Origin of the sequence: Paractinoplanes brasiliensis (genome assembly GCF_004362215.1) — a bacterium.
GTDB lineage: Bacteria > Actinomycetota > Actinomycetes > Mycobacteriales > Micromonosporaceae > Actinoplanes > Actinoplanes brasiliensis.
The window spans coordinates 5,563,204-5,581,008 of the sequence record NZ_SNWR01000001.1; the positions used below are offsets into that span (position 1 = coordinate 5,563,204).

Consider the following 17,805-nt stretch of genomic DNA (forward strand, 5'->3'; position numbering starts at 1 on the left):
TATCCGAACCCATCGACGCCGATCAGCGGCCATGATTTCGCCGATGGGGGTGGCCGGTCCGGGGTGGGTGGTTCGACTTGAGGGATCAGCGGCGGGTGGTCAGGGGCTGAATCGCGCAGAGGCGGTGGCCCGGGACTTCGGCGTCAGCGGTCGGGGTCGTGGTCGCGGTCGCGCAGGGTGGCCGCCAGGGACTTCAGGAAGTCGGGATTGTCGTCGGGGGCGACGAAGGCCGGCCGCGGCCGTAGCGGGACGGGGGCGACCGGGCGGCCCTTGACGAACCAGGCAATCGCGCCGAACGGGCTGATCAGCAGGATCGCGAACATCCAGGCGGCCCACGGCGCGGTGCGGATGGCGCTCTCGTCGGCTCGGAGACAGTCGACCAAGGCGATCATCACCAGGGCGACATCGAGCATCAGCAGCAGAGCGATCACCTGGGCCATGGGCAAGACAATGCCGCTCGCCGGCTCGATCCAGCGGTCCCGGACGGGTGCGGTCAAGTCACATTCGTCCGGAACCCATGGCTGGCTTCTGCGGTCCCGGGTGGGGCGCGGACGACTCACGCCCGCCCGGGACCACCGGATCGATTCAGTGGTTCCAGGCGGGCGCGAGCGGGTCACCCCCGTACGGGGAAAGGGTTACAGCGCGCTGACGAGGGCGGGTAGGTAGCCGTTGGTGTAGCCGTTGAGGTTGGGGTGGAAGGAGTTCTGCGGGGGCACCACGGTGAGGCCGTGCAGGTAGGGGCTCGACGAGCAGATGCCGTGTCCGGCGAACTCGTCGCGCACATCGGAGAACGTGAAGCCGGCCGCGGCGACCCGGGCGGCGATCACCTGGTTGAGGACCTGGGCGCCCTCGTTGAGGACCCGCCGTTTGGCCAGGCTCATCCCGACGATGCCGCACGAGGACGACGACGTGTCGAACAGCGCGGGGTAGCCGAGGACGATCACTCGCGCGTCCGGGGCCTTGCGCTTGATGGCCGCGTACGTGGCGTCGAGCTTGGCCGGCAGCGAGGACGTGATGTCCGTACGGGCCGCGTTGACCTTGGCCGCGCAGGCCGCGTCCGTGCCGAGTTGGCAGCCCAGCACGGTGGAGGCGAAGCCCGCGTCGTTGCCGCCGATCGTGATGGTGATCAGGTCGGCCGAGCGGCTGAGGAACGGGATCTGCAGGTCGAGCACGTCGCCGGTCTCGGCCCCGCTGCAGCTCAGGTCGGTGAACGATTTCGGGTTGCTGCGCGCCGCCCACTGCCCGGGGTAGCCCTGGGAGCTGCGGAAACACAGGATGCTCTGGCCGGGCGCGCCGACTCCCGAGGAGTAGGAGTCGCCGAGCGCGACGTAGTCGGTCGACGCGTAGCTCGCGGCCGCGGTGGCGGGGCTCGCGACGCCGAACGTCAACAGGGTGGCAGTGACCAGACAGGCGAGAAGGGATAGGCGTCTGCCCATGGGGTGGCCTCCGGTCCGGGTGGGAGAGGAAGCCGGAGCGCTCCGGTTACTGAACGGTAATTCAGGGCACTGATAAAAGACAGACGGTGACTTTCCCGTTACAGAGTAGTAACGTACGTCGATGTGACCTGCATCGATGTCTGACGGCGGCCGCGTTTTCACACGAGGGGCACAGCCGATCTTCAGGGTGTCCTCAGGCCTCGCGACTACGTTCCTCACATGGAAGAAGAACGGGCACGGCGGATAGTCGACACGCTACGAGCACGCAACGTCTTCGCCCATGTCAAGCTGCCTCAGGCCGGCATCACGCAGTACGGCATCCGCGTCGTGCTCCCCGACGGCCGCGAGGCGATCTGGGACAACGACGGCACGGCCGGTCTCGAGGCCCAGATCATGCGCAACGGCATCCTGGTCGGCTTCGTTCCCTCGATCCCCGAGTCCGAGAACTTCGGCGACGGCCAGATCATCGAGGCGATCGCCACCGCCGACTACGACCGCCCGGTCGGCCGGTCCAGCCCGTCACCCGCATCGCGCCCGGCGCCGAGCCGGACACCTGCCCCGGTGTCCCTCGCCCAGCGCCTGAGGAGCGGGTTCCGCAACTAGGAATCCGGGCTGATCAGTTCGATCAGACGGTCCAGCGCCACCGGCCACAACTCCGGCGTGAGGTTCGCGAGCAGCGTCTCGGCCAGCGCGTGAGCCACCATGTCGATCTGTTCTTGCACGTGGGGATCGAGGGGAGCGGGCGGCGCCGGCGGTTCGGGGGAAGGGGGTTCCTCCACCGCCGGCGCCGCGACGGCGACGGGTTCCCCGGCCGGCAGGTCTTCGGGCGCGCCGACCAGGTGCAGGTGACCGGTCGCCCTGGTCAGCGCGATGTAGAGCAGCCGATGCCCGCGCGGGTCGTCGTCGACGATGAACCCCGGCTCGACCACGATCGCCGCGTCGAATTCCAGGCCCTTCGCCTCGTGCGGCCCCAGCAGGGTGATCGCCGGACTGCGTTCGTCGCCGGGAGACGTCCGCCAGGGCAGCTCCTCGGCCCGCAGCAGCTCCTCGACCTCGTCACGGCAGCGTGCCGGGCAGACGATCGCCACCGAACGCCCGTCCGCGGCATGATCCGCTGCTGCCGCCACCACGACAGCCGCCCGCCCGGCCGGGTCCACCGGCGCGATCACCGGGTCGGCAGGCCCCTCCCGTACGGTCGTCGGCGGTTGCACACTCGGCGCGGCGGTCGGCAGCAACTCGGCCGCCAGGTCGAAGATCTGACGTGGCACCCGATAGCCGAACCGCAGCTCCCGGTGCACGTGCGGCATCAGCTCGGGCAGGTGCGCGAGCACGTCGTGCCAGTCGTCGCGCGCCCACGGCCCCGTCGACTGCGCCATGTCGCCGACCACGGTCAGTGAGCCGTTGGCCGAACGGCGCGAGACCGCGCGCAGCTGCATGGGGGAGAGGTCCTGCGCCTCGTCGACCACCACATGGGCGTACGTCTGAGGCTCCTGCCCCGACAAGTGCTGGGCCTCGTCGAGAAGCGGCAGGTCGGCCTCGCTGAACGGCGGCTCGTCGTCGTCCACCCGGTACAACGCGGTGATCTCACGCTCGGTGAACTCGCCGCCCGCGGCCTCGGTCAGCAACGCCCGCGAGCCGAACAGCCCGGCCAGGAACGTCGCCGCGTCGAACTCCGGCCACAACCGCTCGGCCAGCAGGTCGGCCGCCTCCAAGATCAGTTTCGGGTCCTGGGTGCCTGCCACCAGGGCCGCGCGCAGCAGGCGCCGCCGATCACCCGGGCCCGCCTCGCTCGCCTTGGCCGTGGCGATCACCCGTTGAATCGTCGCCGGGTCGAGGGGCACTTCCTGACCCCGTACGGTGATCGTGGCCGGCACCTGGGCCCGTTGCCTGAGCGCCCGTTCGAGCAGCCCGGCCATCCGCGCCTCACCCTTGAGCCGGATGACGTGCGGCGCCTCGGGCCGGCCGGTCGACGCCTTGGGCAGCAGCCCGTCGATCGAGCTGTGCGCCACCCCGGCGCAGCCCCACAGGTCGAGCAGACCCCGCGTACGCTGGGCGAACGCGTGCGACGGCCCGACCACGAGCACCTGCTCGGCGGTCAGCCCAAGGTCGGGATCGCCGAGCAGCCAGGCGACCCGGCGCAGCGCCGTGTCCGTCTTGCCCGTCCCCGGCCCGCCCTGGATGATCAGCACGCTTTCCGGCGCGGTCTTGATCAGCTCGTCCTGGTCGGCGCGGATGGTCGCGACGAAATCCGGGCCCGCCTCGGCGGTGGCCCGAACCATTTCGGCCAGCAGGGGATCCTCCGGCGGCCCCTCCCCGGCGGTGGTCAAGGTCAGTTGCCTTCGAGCGGCACTTCGAGCCGTACGCTGCCCCGCAGGTCGAGGAAGACCCGGTCGGGCGCGCGGACGACCTTGATGACCACGTCCTCGCAGCTGGGGCAGCGCGCCACCAGGCCCGGCGACTGATGCCAGAGCAGCAGCGTGCCGACCGCGTCGGAGTGGGCGCAGCCCGCACACCTGTACCGGGCCGCGGTCACGTCCACGGCGAAGATCTCGCGCAGGTCGCCCGCCATCGCGTTGCCGTCGAGCGGCATTCCGTTTGTCACGACGTACCCCCGAAACGTTCGGTGCGGATCCGGCGCGGGTCGTGACCGAGCGCGACCAGGATGTCCGCGGCGGTCTCGACGAACGTGGTGGGACCGCAGACGTAGCAGTCCGGTTGGAAGTCCGGCGGCCAACCGTACGTGTTCAACGCGGCCACGTCGATCCTCTTCGGGGGCGAAGACCACCCCTCGGGAGTCTTCCGCGTGTAGACGAAGTGCACGTCGAGACCCGCGTCATCCCGTACGCGCCGGTGCAGCTCGTCGGCGTAGAGCACGTCCTCGGGCGTGCGCACCGAATAGATCAGCCGGAACGGCTGCTTGGCGCCCGCGGTGGCCCGGGCGCGCACCATCGCCATCAGCGGGACCACCCCGGAGCCGCCGCCGATCAGCAGCACCGGCGCCGGCTGCTTGTCGCGCCACACGAACCAGCCGCCCACCGGGCCGCGCAGCTCGACCTGCTCGCCCGGCTCGACCACGTCGGTCAGGTAGGGCGACACCTCGCCGTCGTCGAGCCGCTGGACGGTCAGCTCGACCTTGCCGTCGGGGTGCGGCCAGGCCGAGGCGATCGAGTAGCTGCGCTGCGCGCTGTACCCGTCCTCGGCTGTCAGCCGCACGTCGACGTGCTGGCCGGGCAGGTGACCCGGCCAGTCCGGAACGTCGAGCGCGAGCGTGCGCGCCGTCGAGGTCTCCCACCGGGCCTCGGACAGCGTCGCCACCCGCCACCTCAGTCGCCCTGATACCGCTGTTCGCGCCATGGGTCTCCGTACATGTGATAGCCCGCGGCCTCCCAGAAGCCGGGCTCATCCTCGTCCATCAGCTGCAGGCCGTTGACCCACTTCGCCGACTTCCAGAAATAGAGGTGCGGAACGACCAGCCGGGCCGGTCCGCCGTGCTCGGGGTCGAGATCCTCACCGTCGAACTTGTACGCCACCCACGCCTTGCCGTCGAGAAGATCTTCCATCGGTACGTTGGTGGTGTACCCGCCGAAGCTGTGCACCATCGAGTAGTCGGCGGCCGACTCGACGTTCTCCATCAGGGTGTCGAGCGAGACACCCCGCCAGGTCGTGCCGAGCTTCGACCACTTGGTGACGCAGTGGATGTCGACCGTGAAGTCCTCGGCGGGCAGCGCCTGGAACTCCGTCCAGTTCCAGCTCGTCTTCTCACCGGTCTCGGTGGTGATGGTGAACCGCCAGCGATCGAGCGGGATGCGCGGGGTCGGCCCGGCCGACAGCACCGGGAAGTCGTGAGTCAGATACTGACCGGGCGGCAGGCCAGGCACCGACTCACGCCGCCGGCCGCCGAATCCCCTGGAGATGATGCCCATGGTTGATGAGTAAACCGCATGATCAATTCTCGGGACAGCGCTCTCAGAGGCGGATTACGTCGCTTGTTGTGCCGGACACGACGACACGGTGGTCCAGACCTGGGACAAGTCCGTCGAAACGTGCCACCTTTGTCGCGGGATAGGTGAGGACGGTCGTCCACCCGTCAGCGTCGTGCCGCTGGATCTGGACGGGGACGTTTTCGACGCCGATGACGAACACCGACAGGCGGCCGGAGCCCGGACGGACGAGGCGGACAATCGGCGCGGCGGGTGCGGGTGTCGTGGACGGAGCCTCGCTCGGGGCCCGCGGGGCCGGGCTCGGTGCCGGCGGGGTCGGTGCGGCCTCGGGGGCGCGCGGGCCCGGGGTGGGCGTGGGGGTCCCGGGTGGCTGAGGCGTCTCGGCGCGCGGGGGCGTGTTGCCTGCCGACGGCGTGTTGCTCCCGGACGGCGGGTTGCCTGTGGATGGCGCGTTGCCTGTGGACGGCTGGCTGCCTGTGGGCGGCGTGTCGCTGTCGGACGGGGATGGCGTGTCGGCTGCGGGCGGCGTGGCGGATGCCGCCGGCAGCGTGATCGGCGGGGTGGGTGTGGCCGTGGACGGGCTCGGGTGCGCGGGGGCCAGGGTGGCCAGCGCGGCGGCGGCGTCGATGCGGCCCGCGCCGAAGTCGTCGTCGCGGCCCGGCACCCCGAGATCGGCCGCCGAACCGATGATCGCCTGCTCCACCCGGTCGGGCGAGAGGCCACGGTCGGCGCCCTTGAGCAGCGCGGCGAGGGCGCTCACATGCGGTGCGGCCATCGACGTGCCGTTCATGCGGACGTAACGGTTGCCCGGGTACGTGCTGGTGATGTCGCTGCCGGGAGCGGCCACGTCGATGTAGCCGCCGCGATTGGAGTAAGCGGTCACGGAGTCGTCCGAGGCGGTGGCGGCAACCGCGATCACGCCCGGGTCGGCGGCCGGGAAGGCGGTCGGGCTGCCTGATCGGCGTGCGTTCCCGCCCGCGGCCACGACCACAACACCCTTGCTGCGCGCGTACGCGACGGCGTTGGTGACCGCCCCGACCTGCGAGGTGGCGCTGACCGAGAGGTTGATGACGTCGGCGCCGTGGTCGGTCGCGTACGCGATGCCGTTGGCGACGTCCGACATGTAACCGTTGCCGTTGGCGTCGAGGACGCGTACGGGAAGGATCTGGGCGTCCGGGGCCATGCCCGCGATGCCTTCGCCGTTGCCGGTCAGCGCGGCGACCGTGCCGGCCACGTGGGTTCCGTGACCGTGCGGGTCGACGGCCGCGCCCTCGGTGCCGGTGATGAAGTCGCCGCCCGGGAGCACATGCCCGGCCAGATCGGGGTGCGACGAGTCCACACCGCTGTCGATCACGGCCACCGTCACCCCGGCGCCGGTCGAACGCGGCCAGGCCATGTCGGCCCGCACCCGAGCGAGGTCCCACTGCGCCGGCAGCAGCGGGTCGGCGGCGGCCACGGACACGGGCACGTCGGCCTCGACGCTGACCGCCCCTGGCGCGCGCTGCCCCGCGACGACCAGGGCCGAGGCGGTGTCGTGATCGGTGGCGGCGCCGACGGACACGACGGGGCGGCCGTTCCGGTCGATCGAGGTGCTCACCACCCGTACGGGATGGGTCTGGGACACGACGGCCGGGAGCAGGCGCTGGGGCTGGACATGAAGGCCGTGACGAACCGGCTGCCACGTCGGCTTGGGGTGCCGCCCCGGGTCGTGTTCCGGGAGGGTCAGAGCGATCCCGCTTGCCATCGCACCGAACACCAAGAGACCCGCACCGAGCTTCTTCATACCTGCCTGCCTTCCGTCGGCCTACGGTTTGGCAGTTCGGGCGGATCGGGTGCCGTCGCGGGAAGGAACCCGGTGCAGCTCGGTGTCGGACATTTTGCCGCTCGGTGCGGGGTTTCCGGCGCCCGGTGGGGACGTTCGCGGCTCGGTGCGGGGCGTTTTCGTGAGGTTTGTCCGTCCTGGGTGGCAGCATGGAACCGATGTCGGACGACCACGGAAACCTACGCGTGATGACTGTGCACGACGAGAACGGCGTGTACCGCTCCTCGCAGCGAGAGAAGCGCATCCAGCGCCGCAAGCAGTTCGGGGTGGCGGTGGCGGGTCTGGCTGTGTTCGGCGCGGCGGGTTTGTTCGCGGCGCAGGCCATTGATCTTGCCGAGAACACGGCCGCCCTGGAGGTGCCGGTGGTCACGCGGCCGGTCCCGTCGTTCTCGCCCTCACCCTCGCCCACCTCTGCGGCCGCGCCGGCTCCGGTTCCCGGGCGGGCGACGCGGGACGGAGTTCGGCAGGAGGCGAGCCCGACGCCTACGCCGACGCCCACTCCGACACCGTCGTCGTCACCGTCCGTGTCACCGTCGGCTCCTGGGGTGGCCGCCGCGGGGCTGGTGAACCGGCACGACGAGGAGGCGGCGGGCGGAACGATCCGGGTGACGTCGGCCGGCTTCGACCTGACCGGGCAACCGGAACTCGCCCTGGCCGGCGACGCGGGATGGCGGGTGGGGCGGGCGCGGTGCACCAGGACCGTACGGAATTCCCCCGGTGACCGACCGCGGGAAGTGCCGTCGACGCTGGTGTGCTGGCGCGTGTCACCGAAGCGCAGCGTGGTGGTGGTCGCCGTGACGCAGCGTGGGCGGCCGTCGTCGCGGGAGAGCGTGGCCGCACTCGAACGGGAGTGGGCCCGACTGCGCTGACGACGCCGGCCGGCCTGCGGGTGGCTCGCCCGGCCACGACGGCGGCCCCGGAACCGTTGTCAGGTCCCGGGGCCGGTTCACGTCGTACGAGTTCAGCCGATCTTGACGGTGGTGGTGGTCAGGCCGGCCACCTTGGTCGTCGCGGGGAAGACGACGCGGACCTTCGCGCCGGACGGCAGCCCGGTCACGGTGGTCGTGCCTGAAGAAGCGGTGAAGCTCTTCACGGCGACCCACTTGTTTCCCGCGTACCGCTGGACCTGGGCCTTTCGCACCGGGCCGCTCGACTTGACGGTCAGCTTGCGCGCGGCCGAGCTCTTCACGGTGGCCGTCGAGCGGACCGTGAACGACGTGACAGCCGACGTCGCGGCGTTGGACGTGTCGGTCGCGAGCGCGGTCAGGCGGACCTGGAAGTGCGCGGACCCCCTGATCTGTACGGTGATCTTGCCCTTGGCGTCGGTGGTGAACCGGGTCCAGCTGATCGCCGACGAGCCGGTGGAGTTGAGGCCGATCTGCACCGGCTTACCGGCCCAGGCAGCGTTGCCCGCGGTCACCGCGTACGTGATCGTGGCCGCGCTGCCGTAGACGACCGACGTCGACGGGGTCGTCCCCTTGACCACCGGAGTGACCTTGGGCGCGGTGGTGGTCTTGCTCGGGGTGGGCGTGGGGACGGCCGTGGTCTTGCTCGGCGTCGGCGTGGGGCTGGTGGTCGGGGCTGTCGTCGTCGGAGCTGTCGTCGTGGGAACGGTTGTCGTCGGAGCTGTCGTCGTGGGGACGGTCGTGGTCGGGGCCGTTGTGGGCGCGGTCGTGGCCGGGCTGGTCGGGCTTGTGGTCGCCGGGCTCACCGATGCCAGCGCGGCGGCGGCGTCGATCCGGCCGTTGCCGAAGTCGTTGTCGAAACCCTTGGCGCCCAGGTCGACGGCCGAGGTCTCGAGCGCGCTCTCCACCTGGTCCGGGGTGAGCGTCGACCGGGCCGCCTTGAGCAGCGCCGCAACGCCGGCCACGTGCGGGGACGCCATCGAGGTGCCGCTCATGCTGACGTACCCGGTTCTGGTGCCCAGCGCCGTCGGATACGTGCTGATGATGCTCGACCCCGGGGCGGCCACATCGACGTAGCTGCCCGCGTTCGAGTAACTGGCCACCCGGTCGGCCGAGTCGGTCGCCGCCACACCGATGACACCGGCGTCCGCCGCCGGGTAGTTGGTCGGGCTGCCGTTCGCGCGGTCGTTCCCCGCCGCCGCCACGACCACAACACCCTTGCTGCGGGCGTACGAGATGGCGTTGGTGACCGCCGTGACCTTGGAACTCGACCCCAACGACATGTTGATCACGGAGGCCCCGTGGTCGGCGGCCCAGATGATCCCCTCGGCGGCGTCCGACATGTAGCCGGAGCCGTTGGCCCCCAGCACCCGTACGGGCATGATCTTGGAGTGGGGAGCGATGGCGCTGATCCCGACACCGTTCCCCGTGACGGCCGCGATGGTCCCCGCCACGTGCGTGCCGTGCCCGTTCGGGTCGGTGGCGCCGCCGTTGCCGTTCGCGATGGCGTCGTAGCCGGCCACCATGTTGGCTGCCAGGTCCGGGTGCTTGCCGTCGACACCCGTGTCGAGGACGGCGACGGTCACACCCGCCCCGGTCGACTTCTGCCAGGCGTTCGCCACGGAAATCTTGCTGAAGTCCCACTGCTGGCTGCGATAGGTGTCGCTGCCACTCGGCACCTCTGACGCGGTGGCGACGGCGTCGACCTCGACCCCGACGGCGCCCTTGGCCGACTGCCCGGCCTTGATTGCGCCGGCGGCCTTGTCCTTGCTGGTAGCGGTAATGACCTTGATGACCGGTTTGCCGCTCGCGTCGACGCTGGTCGTGACAACCCGAACCGGCTGCTTCTCCGACACGGTCGCCGGCAGCAACGTCTCACTGTCGGCGCTCAGATTGAAGGTGGCGGGCTGCCACTCGGTAGCGGCAGTGGTCGTAGCCGGCAGGGCGACAGCGGCAACGCCGGCGACGGCCCCCACGGCAAGAGCCCCAACCGAGCAACGGCGCAGGTGCTTTCTCAAAGTCGTCCTCCCGAAGTAGTCGAGGAGACGAATCGGCAGCGCCTTTCGTATCGGCCAGACAATTGTCTGGTGCAGCTCAGTTGCGCCTGCCTCGCGGAACGGCCCCGGACCGCCCGAAGGCGATCCGGGGCCGGCTCGCGGTCTCCCTGCCGGAGGTCAGGAAATCTTCACGGGGGCGCTGGTCAGGCCCGCCACGGTGGGCGTGTTGGGCACCAGGATGCGGTGGCTGACGCCGGAGACCAGGCCCGAGACGGTGATTTCGGGGCTGCTCGCCACCACGGCGCCGATGACGATCCAGCGTTTCCGCTCGAAGCGCTGCACCTGCACCTTCTGGCCGACCGCGCCGGCCAGCTCGATCTGGAGGGTCTGTTCCGCCGGGCTGCTCACGGTCGCGGACGCCCTTACCGCGTAGGTGGTGACCGCCGAGGCCGTCGCCGTTGACGTCTCGGTGGCCGGCACCACCAGCTTGGCTTGGAAACGACCGATGGCGGGCTGGGTCAGGACCACCTTGCCGGCCGCGTCGGTGGTGGCATCGGTGTAGGTGAAGGCCGCTTTGCCCGGCGTGGTCGTGCCGAGCTGCACCGGTTTGCCGGCCCACGGGGCGCCGGCGGCGGTGACCGTGTAGGTGACGGTGACCGTTGTGCCGTAGACGACCGAGGTCGGCGACGCGGTCACCTTGACCGCCGGGCGCACCTTGACGACCGGCTTCGTGGTGGTCTTGCTCGGCGTCGGGGCGGCAGTCGTCTTCGACGGGGTGGGCGCCGGGGTGGCGCTGGTCGTCCTGGTGGCGGTCGGCGACGGCGCGGCGGTGCTGCCGGCGGCGGCCGCGAGAGCCGCGACCGCGTCGATCCGGCCGAAGCCGAAGTCGTTGTCGCGGCCCGTCACACCCAGGTCGACGGCCGAGCTCTGCAGCGCCGCCTGCACCTGGTCGGGGGAGAGGGCCGGTCGGTACGCCTTGATCAGGGCGGCAACCGCTGCGACGTGTGGCGCGGCCATCGAGGTGCCGCTCAAAATCTGGTACGGGTTGGCGGCCAGCGCGGTCGGATAGGTGCTCAGGATCGCGGTGCCCGGCGCGGCCACGTCGACGTAGCTGCCGGCGGTGGAGTAGGTGGCGATCCGATCGGCCGAGTCGGTCGCGGCCACGCCGATCACGCCCTCGTCGGCGGCCGGGTAGTTGGTCGGGCTGCCCTGGGCGCGGTCGTTGCCCGAGGACGCCACCACGACGACGCCCTTGCTGCGGGCGTACATGATGGCGTTGCTCACCGCGCTGAGCTTGGAGCTTCCACCCAGCGACATGTTGATCACACCGGCGCCGTTGTCGGCCGCCCAGATGATGCCCTCGGCCGTGTCCGACATGTAGCCGCTGCCGCTCGCGCCGAGCACCTTGATCGGCAGGATCTTGGTGTCCGGGGCGATCGCGCTGACCCCCGCGCCGTTGCCGGTGACCGCGGCGATGGTGCCCGCCACGTGCGTGCCGTGCCCGTTCGGGTCGGTGCTGACCCCCGCCTGGTTCGCGATCGCGTCGTACCCGCTGAGCACGTTGCCCGCCAGGTCCGGGTGCGCGGCGTCCACACCGGAGTCGATGACCGCCACGACGACGCCGGCGCCGGTCGACTGCGGCCAGGCGTCGGCCACTCGGATCTTGGTGAAGTCCCACTGCTGGGGTCGGTACGTGTCGCTGCCGCTCGGCACGCCGGTGGCGGTCACCACGGCATCCACCTCGACCCCGACGGCGTTCTTCGTGCTCTGGCCCTGCTTGACGGCCTTCGCGGCCGCCGTCCTGCTGGTGGTGGTGTCAACCTTGATGACCGGCTTGCCGGCCTCGTCGAGCGTGGTGGTGACCACCCGGACGGGCTGCTCGGTGGAGACCGTGGTCGGCAGGAGCTGCTCCGGCGTCTCGGTCAGGCCGTAAGTGGCCGGGTGCCACTCGGTGGAGGCGGTGACATTGGCGGGCAGGGCGATGGCGGCGCCGCCGGCGATGGCGCCGATCGCGACAGCGCCGGCGGCATAACGGCGGAGGTAATTCTTCACGGGTCGTCCTCTCCCGGTTGGGGGTCGAGCGGAACAGTCGGCAGCGGGGGACCACACCTGGTGATCCGGAAGGGTGCAGTCCGGTTGCAGGTCAGGCGAGGACGACCGGGCTGGTCACGCCGAGCACGCCGGCTTGCTCCGACACGACCGCGCGGTATCGCTGGCCCCGGACGAGCCCGGTCAGCACGCGCACCTCGTCGCCCTGGTAGGCGACGACCCGGACCCAGCCCTTCTTCTTGTCCTGCTGCTGGACCTGCACGAGTTGTCCGCGGGCACCGTCGAGACGCACGATGAGCGAGCCCGGCGCCGGACGGGTCACGGTCACCTTGGCGCGCACGCCGTAGCTCACGATCCGAGAGGTGGCGGCGTTGCTGGTGTCGGTCGCGTCCACTGCGACCATCACCTGGTAAGGACCGGTCGCGGGCCGGGTGACGGCCACCTTGCCGCGCCCGTCGGTGGTGGTGTCGGCGCAGACGAAGGCCGGCCCGGGGTCGGCGGTGCAGACCTTGACCGCCTGGTCGGCCCATGGCCGGCCCTTGAGGTTGACCGTGAAGGTCGCGGTCGTCGACCTGCCGTAGTCGACGTTGAACCGGCCGCCGCCGATGATGTTCACGCTCGCCTTGGCCACCGTGCGGGTCGGCGTCGGTGTGGGCGCCGGGGCCGGCGTCTCCTCCATGGCCAGCAGGCCGGCCGCCTCCACCGCCCGTGCGGCGTCGGCGATGCCCCAGCCGAAGTCCCGGTCCTTGCCGCGGGCTCCTCGGTCGACGGCGGCGTACTCGAGCGCGGCCTCGATCTCGTCCGGCCCGAACGTCGGCTCGGCGCTCTTGACCAGCGCCGCAACGGCGGAGACCTGCGCGGCGGCCATCGACGTTCCGTACATGGTGGCGTAGCCGCCGCCCGTCGTGGTGCTGACGATGTCGTTGCCGGGCGCCGCCACGTCCACATAGGTGCCCTGGGCCGAGTACCCGGCGACCTGGCTGCCCGCGTCCGTCGCCGCGACCGCGAGGACGTCCTTGTCTGCGGCGGGGTAGGTGACCGGGTTGCCGGCCAGGCGGCTGTTGCCCGCCGCGGCGACCACCAGGACACCCTCGTCCCGCGCGTACTGAAGGGCGCTGCTCACCGCGGCGGTGCGGGTGGCCGAGCCGAACGACAAGCTGATGATGTCGGCGCCGTTGTCTGTGGCCCACACGATGCCGGCGGCCGCGGTGGACATGAAGCCGTTGCCGTCGGCGTCCAGCACGCGCACCGGCAGGATCTTGGCATCCGGCGCGACGCCCGCGACGCCCGCGCCATTGCCGGTGAGCGCGGCAATTGTGCCAGCTACGTGGGTGCCGTGTCCGTGGGGATCGCTGCTGACGCCCTGGGTGCGGGCGACCAGGTCGATTCCGGGCAGCACCTGTCCCGCCAGATCGGGGTGGCCGGCGTCGACGCCCGTGTCGAGCACAGCGACGGTGACCCCGTTGCCCGTCGCCGTTTCCCAGGCGTCCGCGGCACCGATCCGGTCGAGGTTCCACTGCTTGCCGCGGTACGTGTCGGTGCCGGCCGGGACGGCGAGCGCGGACATCGGCGCATCCACCTCGACACCCACGGCGTTGGCGGCGCTGCGGCCCTGCCGCAGCAGGCGGGCGGCGGCCGGGCGGTCGGTGGCGGTGCGGACGGTCACCGACGGGCGGCCCTCATCGTCGACCGTCGTGCTGACCACGCGCACCGGCCGGGTGGGCGAGATCGTGGTGGGAAGCAGCGCTTCGGCGTGCGTGGACGGGGCCGAGCCGGGCAGTCCCACGGCGGCTCCGCCCGCGATCACGCCGGCGGCCATGGCGCCGAAGGCGGCGCGGCGCAGGGGTGTCCTCATTTGTCGTCCTACCTTTTCTCGAGGTCGACGAGAAGAGTCGGCACGAAGGACGCGCTACGCAGCCAGGCGACGGGTGCAGATCGGTTGCACCGGGCCTGCCGGCACCGCGTGCGCTTTGAGCGGTTTCGCCCTGAAGAGCCGGAAAGAGTGCAAGCATGGGGTGCGCCAACCGAGACTGAGGGGCTTCCAGACATGGGTGTCAGCCATCAAGAACGGAAACAGCGGACCCGAAGGGCCGTCGCGGGCGCGGGGGTGCTGGCGGTCGTGGCCGGTGGCGGGGCGTACTTGCTGACCGGCGGAGACGACAGTGCGGTGACACAGGAGACGGGGGCGATCGCGCCGGTGATCGTGCCCTCGTCGCTCGCCCCCTCGCCGGCGGCCGTGCCGTCCGTGCCGGTGTCGGCTCCGCCCGGGTCGCCAAGCTCCGCCTCGCCTGCGTCGCCGGCCTCCGCCTCCCCGGCGTCGAAGGCCGCGCAGAAACCGAAGCCCGCGCCTACGACTGCCGATCCCGAACGAGTACGTGCCGAGATCAACGCGGCCCGTGCGAAGGCTGCCCGCGAGGGTCATCCGTTGCAGCGGCCGCTCGCCACGCCGTCGCAGGCGCCGGTGCGCAACGCGCAGTCGCTCGCCGAGGAGACTCGCGAGCTGGACGGCGGTGGCACGATGCGAATCATCTCCGCGAAGTACGACCTGAGCGGTCATCGGGAGCGTCTCTGGGCGGCCGACGACGGCAAGCCGGTGGGCGGTGCTCGGTGCACGCAGAATTTCCGGTTCGCCGAGGGCGCCAAGGCGTCGGTGCGGCCGACCATGCTGCTGTGCTGGCGTACCTCCGAGAACCGCAGCGTCGTGGTGCTCACTGTCGTGAAGACCGGGAGCCCGCCGATGACGAGGAGCGTGAACGCTCTCAACACCCAGTGGGACAGGCTGGGCTGAGCCGCCCGACTTCGTCGAACCCCGGGAGCCACTGCGCCCCGGGGTTCCTTGTAGTTCCGATCCGACCCTTTTGTGTTGTTTCGGTGCGACGATGGGGCTTCGGGGGTGGCCCCGCTGTCCGTGCGAGGCCGCCCGTCAGCCGAAACTGCGAAGGACAGAGCACATGACCAACGCTGACAGTTCCGGCGGCCGGATCCGCCGGAACAAGCGCGTGGCGATCGGAGTGGCCGGGCTCGCGGCCGTGGTGGGCGGCGGTGCCTTCCTCCTGGCCAATCAGGGAAGCGACCAGGCGTCCGAGGAGCCGTCGAGCGCCTCGGCGCCCCAGCCCTCGACGTCAGCCCCGGTTTCTTCCGGGCCCGCGCCCGTGACAACCACCACGCCGACGGCGGAGATCCGGCAGGTGTTGCCGGCGCCCTCCGGCCCGTTGAGCCTCGACGAGCGGCTCGACGCGGCCAGGTCGGCCAACAAGCGGCTCGGTACGGAGGTGCGCCACCCAGCACCGATGCCGGCAGTCGCCGTCGACGAGTCCAAGGTCAAGGTGGTGCAGACCGGCTCGCCGAAGGAGCGGCGCACCTTCAAGGTCGCCTCGTCACGGCAGGACCTCACCGGATACCGGGAGCTGGCCTGGGTGCGCAACGGCAAGCCGGTCGGGGACGCCACCTGCACCAAGTCGGTGACGGTGAGCGAAAATGTGCCGGCGAGGGAGCGTCCGACGCTGCTGATCTGCTGGCGGACCAGCGCGACGAGGAGCGCCTACACGGTGGCCGTCGACTTCGACAAGCCGCCCGCTCAGGCGGTCAGCATCGCCGCGCTTGAGAAGGCGTGGGCGGCCCTGCGCTGAGGCGCCCGGCTCACGACAACAAGCAGCGGCCCGAAGTGAGGACTTCGGGCCGCTGCCTTTATGCGTTTGTTCGGGTGTTATCGGTCGATCAGTAGTCCGCGACGGTGAACGTCGAGCCACTCGAGATGATCGACACCTGCGGGCTGGCACCGATCGCGCCGTTGGAGACGACGGTGACGGTGTAAGTGCCGTTCGCCACCGGGGTCGACGGCGTGATGACGACGTCGTTGGCCAGGGGGCTGGCCGGCAGCGGGTTGCTGCCTGGCACGATCGCGGCGCTGAGCTTGGCGACCGAGCCGTCGGAGTTGACCGAAATGATGGTCGTGTTGGCCGGCAGCAGCGGGTCGGCCGCCATGGCGGTCGAGGTCACGACGCGTCCGACGTCGGCCTGCGAGAAGACGCCGGCGGTGGCGGTCAGCGTGCGTGCGTCGGTGACAGTCACGGTGGCCAGGGTCTTCGGGCCACCGATGTTGGCGGTCTCGATGGTGCCGGTGGTGAGGGCCGCGGCCGAGATGGTGGCGCTGGTCGGGCTCTGCACCGACACGATCCGGGTCGCCGCCGGGATGGCGGTGTCGCTGTTGGAATCGATGATCGGCAGGCCGACGTCCTGCTGGGTGAACACCGCCGGAGTGGTGGTGGTGGACGCCGAGGTCACCGTGGTCGAGCCGGTGGTGGTGGTGAGCGAGCGGGCTGTGCGCTGCGCGGGCCCGGCGGTGAACGACTGGTCGGCGGTCGAGAGGGTGTGGTTCAGCGGCAGGCTGCAGAGCAGTTCCTCGCCCGAGATGACCAGCACGTTGACGCACTCGGTCTCCTGGCCGGCGGCCTTGCCGGCGCGCACCGCGCCGGCCGTCGCGCTGTAGGTGCCCTTGACCAGATAGACGTGGGCGTTCGCCGAGTTGGAGGTGTTGCCGTTGGTGGCCTCGAACGAGTAGTTGTCGAAGCCGACGCCCATCACGTCCAGGTCCACGGAGCCCTTGGTGTTGGCGGCCGTGTTCGGCGAGACGACGATGCCGTTGGTGTAGCTGAACAGGTTGGCCTTCGTGGTGGTGGTACCGAGCACGTTGGTCGTGCCGCCGGGCGTCGTGACCTTCAGCATGAAGGGGCCGCCCGGGGCGTGCGGCGGCGTCTTGGCGCTGAAGCTCGTGCCACCACCACCGACGACGATGTCAGTCAGCGGCAAACCGTCCAGCGTGGCGACGGTGTTGTTCGGCGCCGCTGTGGTGTTGGCGACGAAGCCGGAGCCGGACACGGTGATGGTCGTGCCGCCCAGGGCCGGTCCGCTCACCGGGTTGACGCCGTTGACCGTGGCGATCTGCGGCGCGGTGCCGACGGTGTACTGGCCGCCGGCGATGAGCGCCGCACCGCTCGTATTGGCGGCGAAGGCGCACATCGCGTACTTGAAGATGGTGCCCGCCGACGCCGTGACGACACCGGTCGGCACCACGACGGCGATCTTGGACGGGGCGAGCAGCTTCACGGCCGGATCGCCGGTGGCAACGACGGTGCCCGCCGGCGCGACGCTCGGGTAGGTGGTCGGGCACGTCGGAGTTGCGGTGGCCGACGTGGCGACCACGAAGTACACCGCGGTCGAGGTGGTGAACGACGTCGGGTTCGGCGCGGTCGGCATATTGGCGAGCGTGGCCACGATCGTGTTGCCACCGCCGGTCGGGCCGCCGTTCGAGCTGAGGGAGAGCGTTCCCGGAGCCGCGTAAGCCGGCGACGCGATGAGCGCGGTCAGGAGCGAGCCAGTGGCCCCTGCCGCGAGCCCGGCGCGGACCCGCCGCCGGGTAGTGGTGTTGGACTTGCGCATGCGAGGTCCTCCTACGGTCCAACAGACCGCTGGTCGGGTGTGGTTGAGGCCCGCGCATGTCTTCCGGTCACGGGCCATCTCGCCGGAAGCGTAACTTCGTCATATGTAGTGATTCGCGCAGAATGACGAAGTTCTTTGTATTTGCAACTCTGGCCCGTTTTGCGCTTACCACAAAGCATGGTGGACGGTCGGCTCAAGCCGGGAATGCATCGTTGA

15 protein-coding genes are annotated in these 17,805 nt (G+C 70.7%); 4 read left to right on the forward strand and 11 right to left on the reverse strand.

The genetic code is table 11. The features are described from left to right. Positions 1-143 precede the first annotated feature (143 nt). Both C8E87_RS25190 and C8E87_RS25195 read right to left on the reverse strand, forming a co-directional pair. On the reverse strand, positions 144-440 hold the full coding sequence (locus C8E87_RS25190) for a PLD nuclease N-terminal domain-containing protein (protein ID WP_133875372.1): 297 nt from the start codon (positions 438-440) through the stop codon (positions 144-146). A 195-nt stretch (positions 441-635) separates the two neighbouring features. Beyond that, positions 636-1,436 (reverse strand): SGNH/GDSL hydrolase family protein, encoded by an 801-nt coding sequence (locus C8E87_RS25195; protein WP_133875373.1) that lies wholly within the window; start codon positions 1,434-1,436, stop codon positions 636-638. A 219-nt stretch (positions 1,437-1,655) separates the two neighbouring features. On the opposite strand from C8E87_RS25195, the gene C8E87_RS25200 reads away from it, so the two are divergent. Next, positions 1,656-2,039, forward strand: coding sequence for a hypothetical protein (locus C8E87_RS25200; RefSeq protein WP_133875374.1), 384 nt, complete (start codon positions 1,656-1,658; stop codon positions 2,037-2,039). Here the strand turns inward: C8E87_RS25200 and C8E87_RS25205 are convergent. From C8E87_RS25205 to C8E87_RS25225, 5 genes are read right to left on the reverse strand one after another with little or no spacing between them, the layout of a single operon-like run. Beyond that, positions 2,036-3,763: a HelD family protein gene (locus tag C8E87_RS25205; RefSeq protein WP_133875375.1), complete on the reverse strand. Its 1,728-nt coding sequence runs from the start codon at positions 3,761-3,763 to the stop codon at positions 2,036-2,038. The genes C8E87_RS25200 and C8E87_RS25205 overlap by 4 nt on opposite strands. 2 nt (positions 3,764-3,765) lie before the next feature. Continuing rightward, positions 3,766-4,026 carry a DUF6510 family protein gene (locus C8E87_RS25210; protein WP_133877075.1) on the reverse strand — a complete coding sequence of 87 codons (261 nt, stop codon included), beginning with the start codon at positions 4,024-4,026 and terminating at the stop codon, positions 3,766-3,768. A gap of 8 nt (positions 4,027-4,034) precedes the next feature. Continuing rightward, positions 4,035-4,790: a ferredoxin reductase gene (locus C8E87_RS25215; protein ID WP_133875376.1), complete on the reverse strand. Its 756-nt coding sequence runs from the start codon at positions 4,788-4,790 to the stop codon at positions 4,035-4,037. Then, positions 4,760-5,359, reverse strand: coding sequence for a sulfite oxidase-like oxidoreductase (locus C8E87_RS25220; RefSeq protein ID WP_133875377.1), 600 nt, complete (start codon positions 5,357-5,359; stop codon positions 4,760-4,762). Before C8E87_RS25220 ends, C8E87_RS25215 begins: the two co-directional genes overlap by 31 nt. Before the next feature lie 43 nt (positions 5,360-5,402). Then, entirely contained in the window at positions 5,403-7,160 is a 1,758-nt protein-coding gene (locus C8E87_RS25225; protein ID WP_239080026.1) for a S8 family peptidase, read from the reverse strand. Positions 7,161-7,348: 188 nt separating this feature from the next. On the opposite strand from C8E87_RS25225, the gene C8E87_RS46415 reads away from it, so the two are divergent. Beyond that, a complete protein-coding gene (locus C8E87_RS46415) occupies positions 7,349-8,068 on the forward strand; it encodes a hypothetical protein (protein ID WP_133875378.1) in 720 nt (239 codons plus the stop codon). A 92-nt stretch (positions 8,069-8,160) separates the two neighbouring features. Here C8E87_RS46415 and C8E87_RS25235 read toward each other — a convergent pair whose 3' ends face one another. The 3 genes from C8E87_RS25235 to C8E87_RS25245 form a co-directional block, all read right to left on the reverse strand. Continuing rightward, the gene (locus tag C8E87_RS25235; protein ID WP_239080025.1) at positions 8,161-10,080 is read right to left on the reverse strand and encodes a S8 family peptidase; all 1,920 of its coding nucleotides are present in this window, start codon (positions 10,078-10,080) and stop codon (positions 8,161-8,163) included. 198 nt (positions 10,081-10,278) lie between these two features. After that, positions 10,279-12,153 (reverse strand): S8 family serine peptidase, encoded by a 1,875-nt coding sequence (locus C8E87_RS25240; RefSeq protein ID WP_133875380.1) that lies wholly within the window; start codon positions 12,151-12,153, stop codon positions 10,279-10,281. Positions 12,154-12,244: 91 nt separating this feature from the next. Next, positions 12,245-14,005 carry a S8 family serine peptidase gene (locus C8E87_RS25245; RefSeq protein ID WP_239080024.1) on the reverse strand — a complete coding sequence of 587 codons (1,761 nt, stop codon included), beginning with the start codon at positions 14,003-14,005 and terminating at the stop codon, positions 12,245-12,247. A gap of 192 nt (positions 14,006-14,197) precedes the next feature. On the opposite strand from C8E87_RS25245, the gene C8E87_RS25250 reads away from it, so the two are divergent. Together C8E87_RS25250 and C8E87_RS25255 are read left to right on the forward strand one after the other, a co-directional pair. Further along, entirely contained in the window at positions 14,198-14,938 is a 741-nt protein-coding gene (locus tag C8E87_RS25250; RefSeq protein ID WP_133875381.1) for a hypothetical protein, read from the forward strand. 163 nt (positions 14,939-15,101) lie between these two features. Beyond that, complete coding sequence (locus C8E87_RS25255; RefSeq protein WP_133875382.1) at positions 15,102-15,779, forward strand: hypothetical protein; 678 nt, start codon at positions 15,102-15,104, stop codon at positions 15,777-15,779. Between the two features lie 88 nt (positions 15,780-15,867). Here the strand turns inward: C8E87_RS25255 and C8E87_RS25260 are convergent, their stop codons facing one another. After that, positions 15,868-17,589 (reverse strand): IPT/TIG domain-containing protein, encoded by a 1,722-nt coding sequence (locus tag C8E87_RS25260; RefSeq protein WP_133875383.1) that lies wholly within the window; start codon positions 17,587-17,589, stop codon positions 15,868-15,870. Positions 17,590-17,805 lie beyond the last annotated feature (216 nt).

What these genes read in the sequence shown, in the direction of transcription:
- C8E87_RS25190 (WP_133875372.1), bottom strand. Translation starts at nt 440, where the DNA reads ATGGCCCAGGTGATCGCTCTGCTGCTGATGCTCGATGTCGCCCTGGTG.
- C8E87_RS25220 (WP_133875377.1), bottom strand. Translation starts at nt 5,359, where the DNA reads ATGGGCATCATCTCCAGGGGATTCGGCGGCCGGCGGCGTGAGTCGGTG.
- C8E87_RS25225 (WP_239080026.1), bottom strand. Translation starts at nt 7,160, where the DNA reads ATGAAGAAGCTCGGTGCGGGTCTCTTGGTGTTCGGTGCGATGGCAAGC.
- C8E87_RS25215 (WP_133875376.1), bottom strand. Translation starts at nt 4,790, where the DNA reads ATGGCGCGAACAGCGGTATCAGGGCGACTGAGGTGGCGGGTGGCGACG.
- C8E87_RS25195 (WP_133875373.1), bottom strand. Translation starts at nt 1,436, where the DNA reads ATGGGCAGACGCCTATCCCTTCTCGCCTGTCTGGTCACTGCCACCCTG.
- C8E87_RS25255 (WP_133875382.1), top strand. Translation starts at nt 15,102, where the DNA reads ATGACCAACGCTGACAGTTCCGGCGGCCGGATCCGCCGGAACAAGCGC.
- C8E87_RS25260 (WP_133875383.1), bottom strand. Translation starts at nt 17,589, where the DNA reads ATGCGCAAGTCCAACACCACTACCCGGCGGCGGGTCCGCGCCGGGCTC.
- C8E87_RS25250 (WP_133875381.1), top strand. Translation starts at nt 14,198, where the DNA reads ATGGGTGTCAGCCATCAAGAACGGAAACAGCGGACCCGAAGGGCCGTC.
- C8E87_RS25245 (WP_239080024.1), bottom strand. Translation starts at nt 14,005, where the DNA reads ATGAGGACACCCCTGCGCCGCGCCGCCTTCGGCGCCATGGCCGCCGGC.
- C8E87_RS25200 (WP_133875374.1), top strand. Translation starts at nt 1,656, where the DNA reads ATGGAAGAAGAACGGGCACGGCGGATAGTCGACACGCTACGAGCACGC.
- C8E87_RS46415 (WP_133875378.1), top strand. Translation starts at nt 7,349, where the DNA reads ATGGAACCGATGTCGGACGACCACGGAAACCTACGCGTGATGACTGTG.
- C8E87_RS25210 (WP_133877075.1), bottom strand. Translation starts at nt 4,026, where the DNA reads ATGCCGCTCGACGGCAACGCGATGGCGGGCGACCTGCGCGAGATCTTC.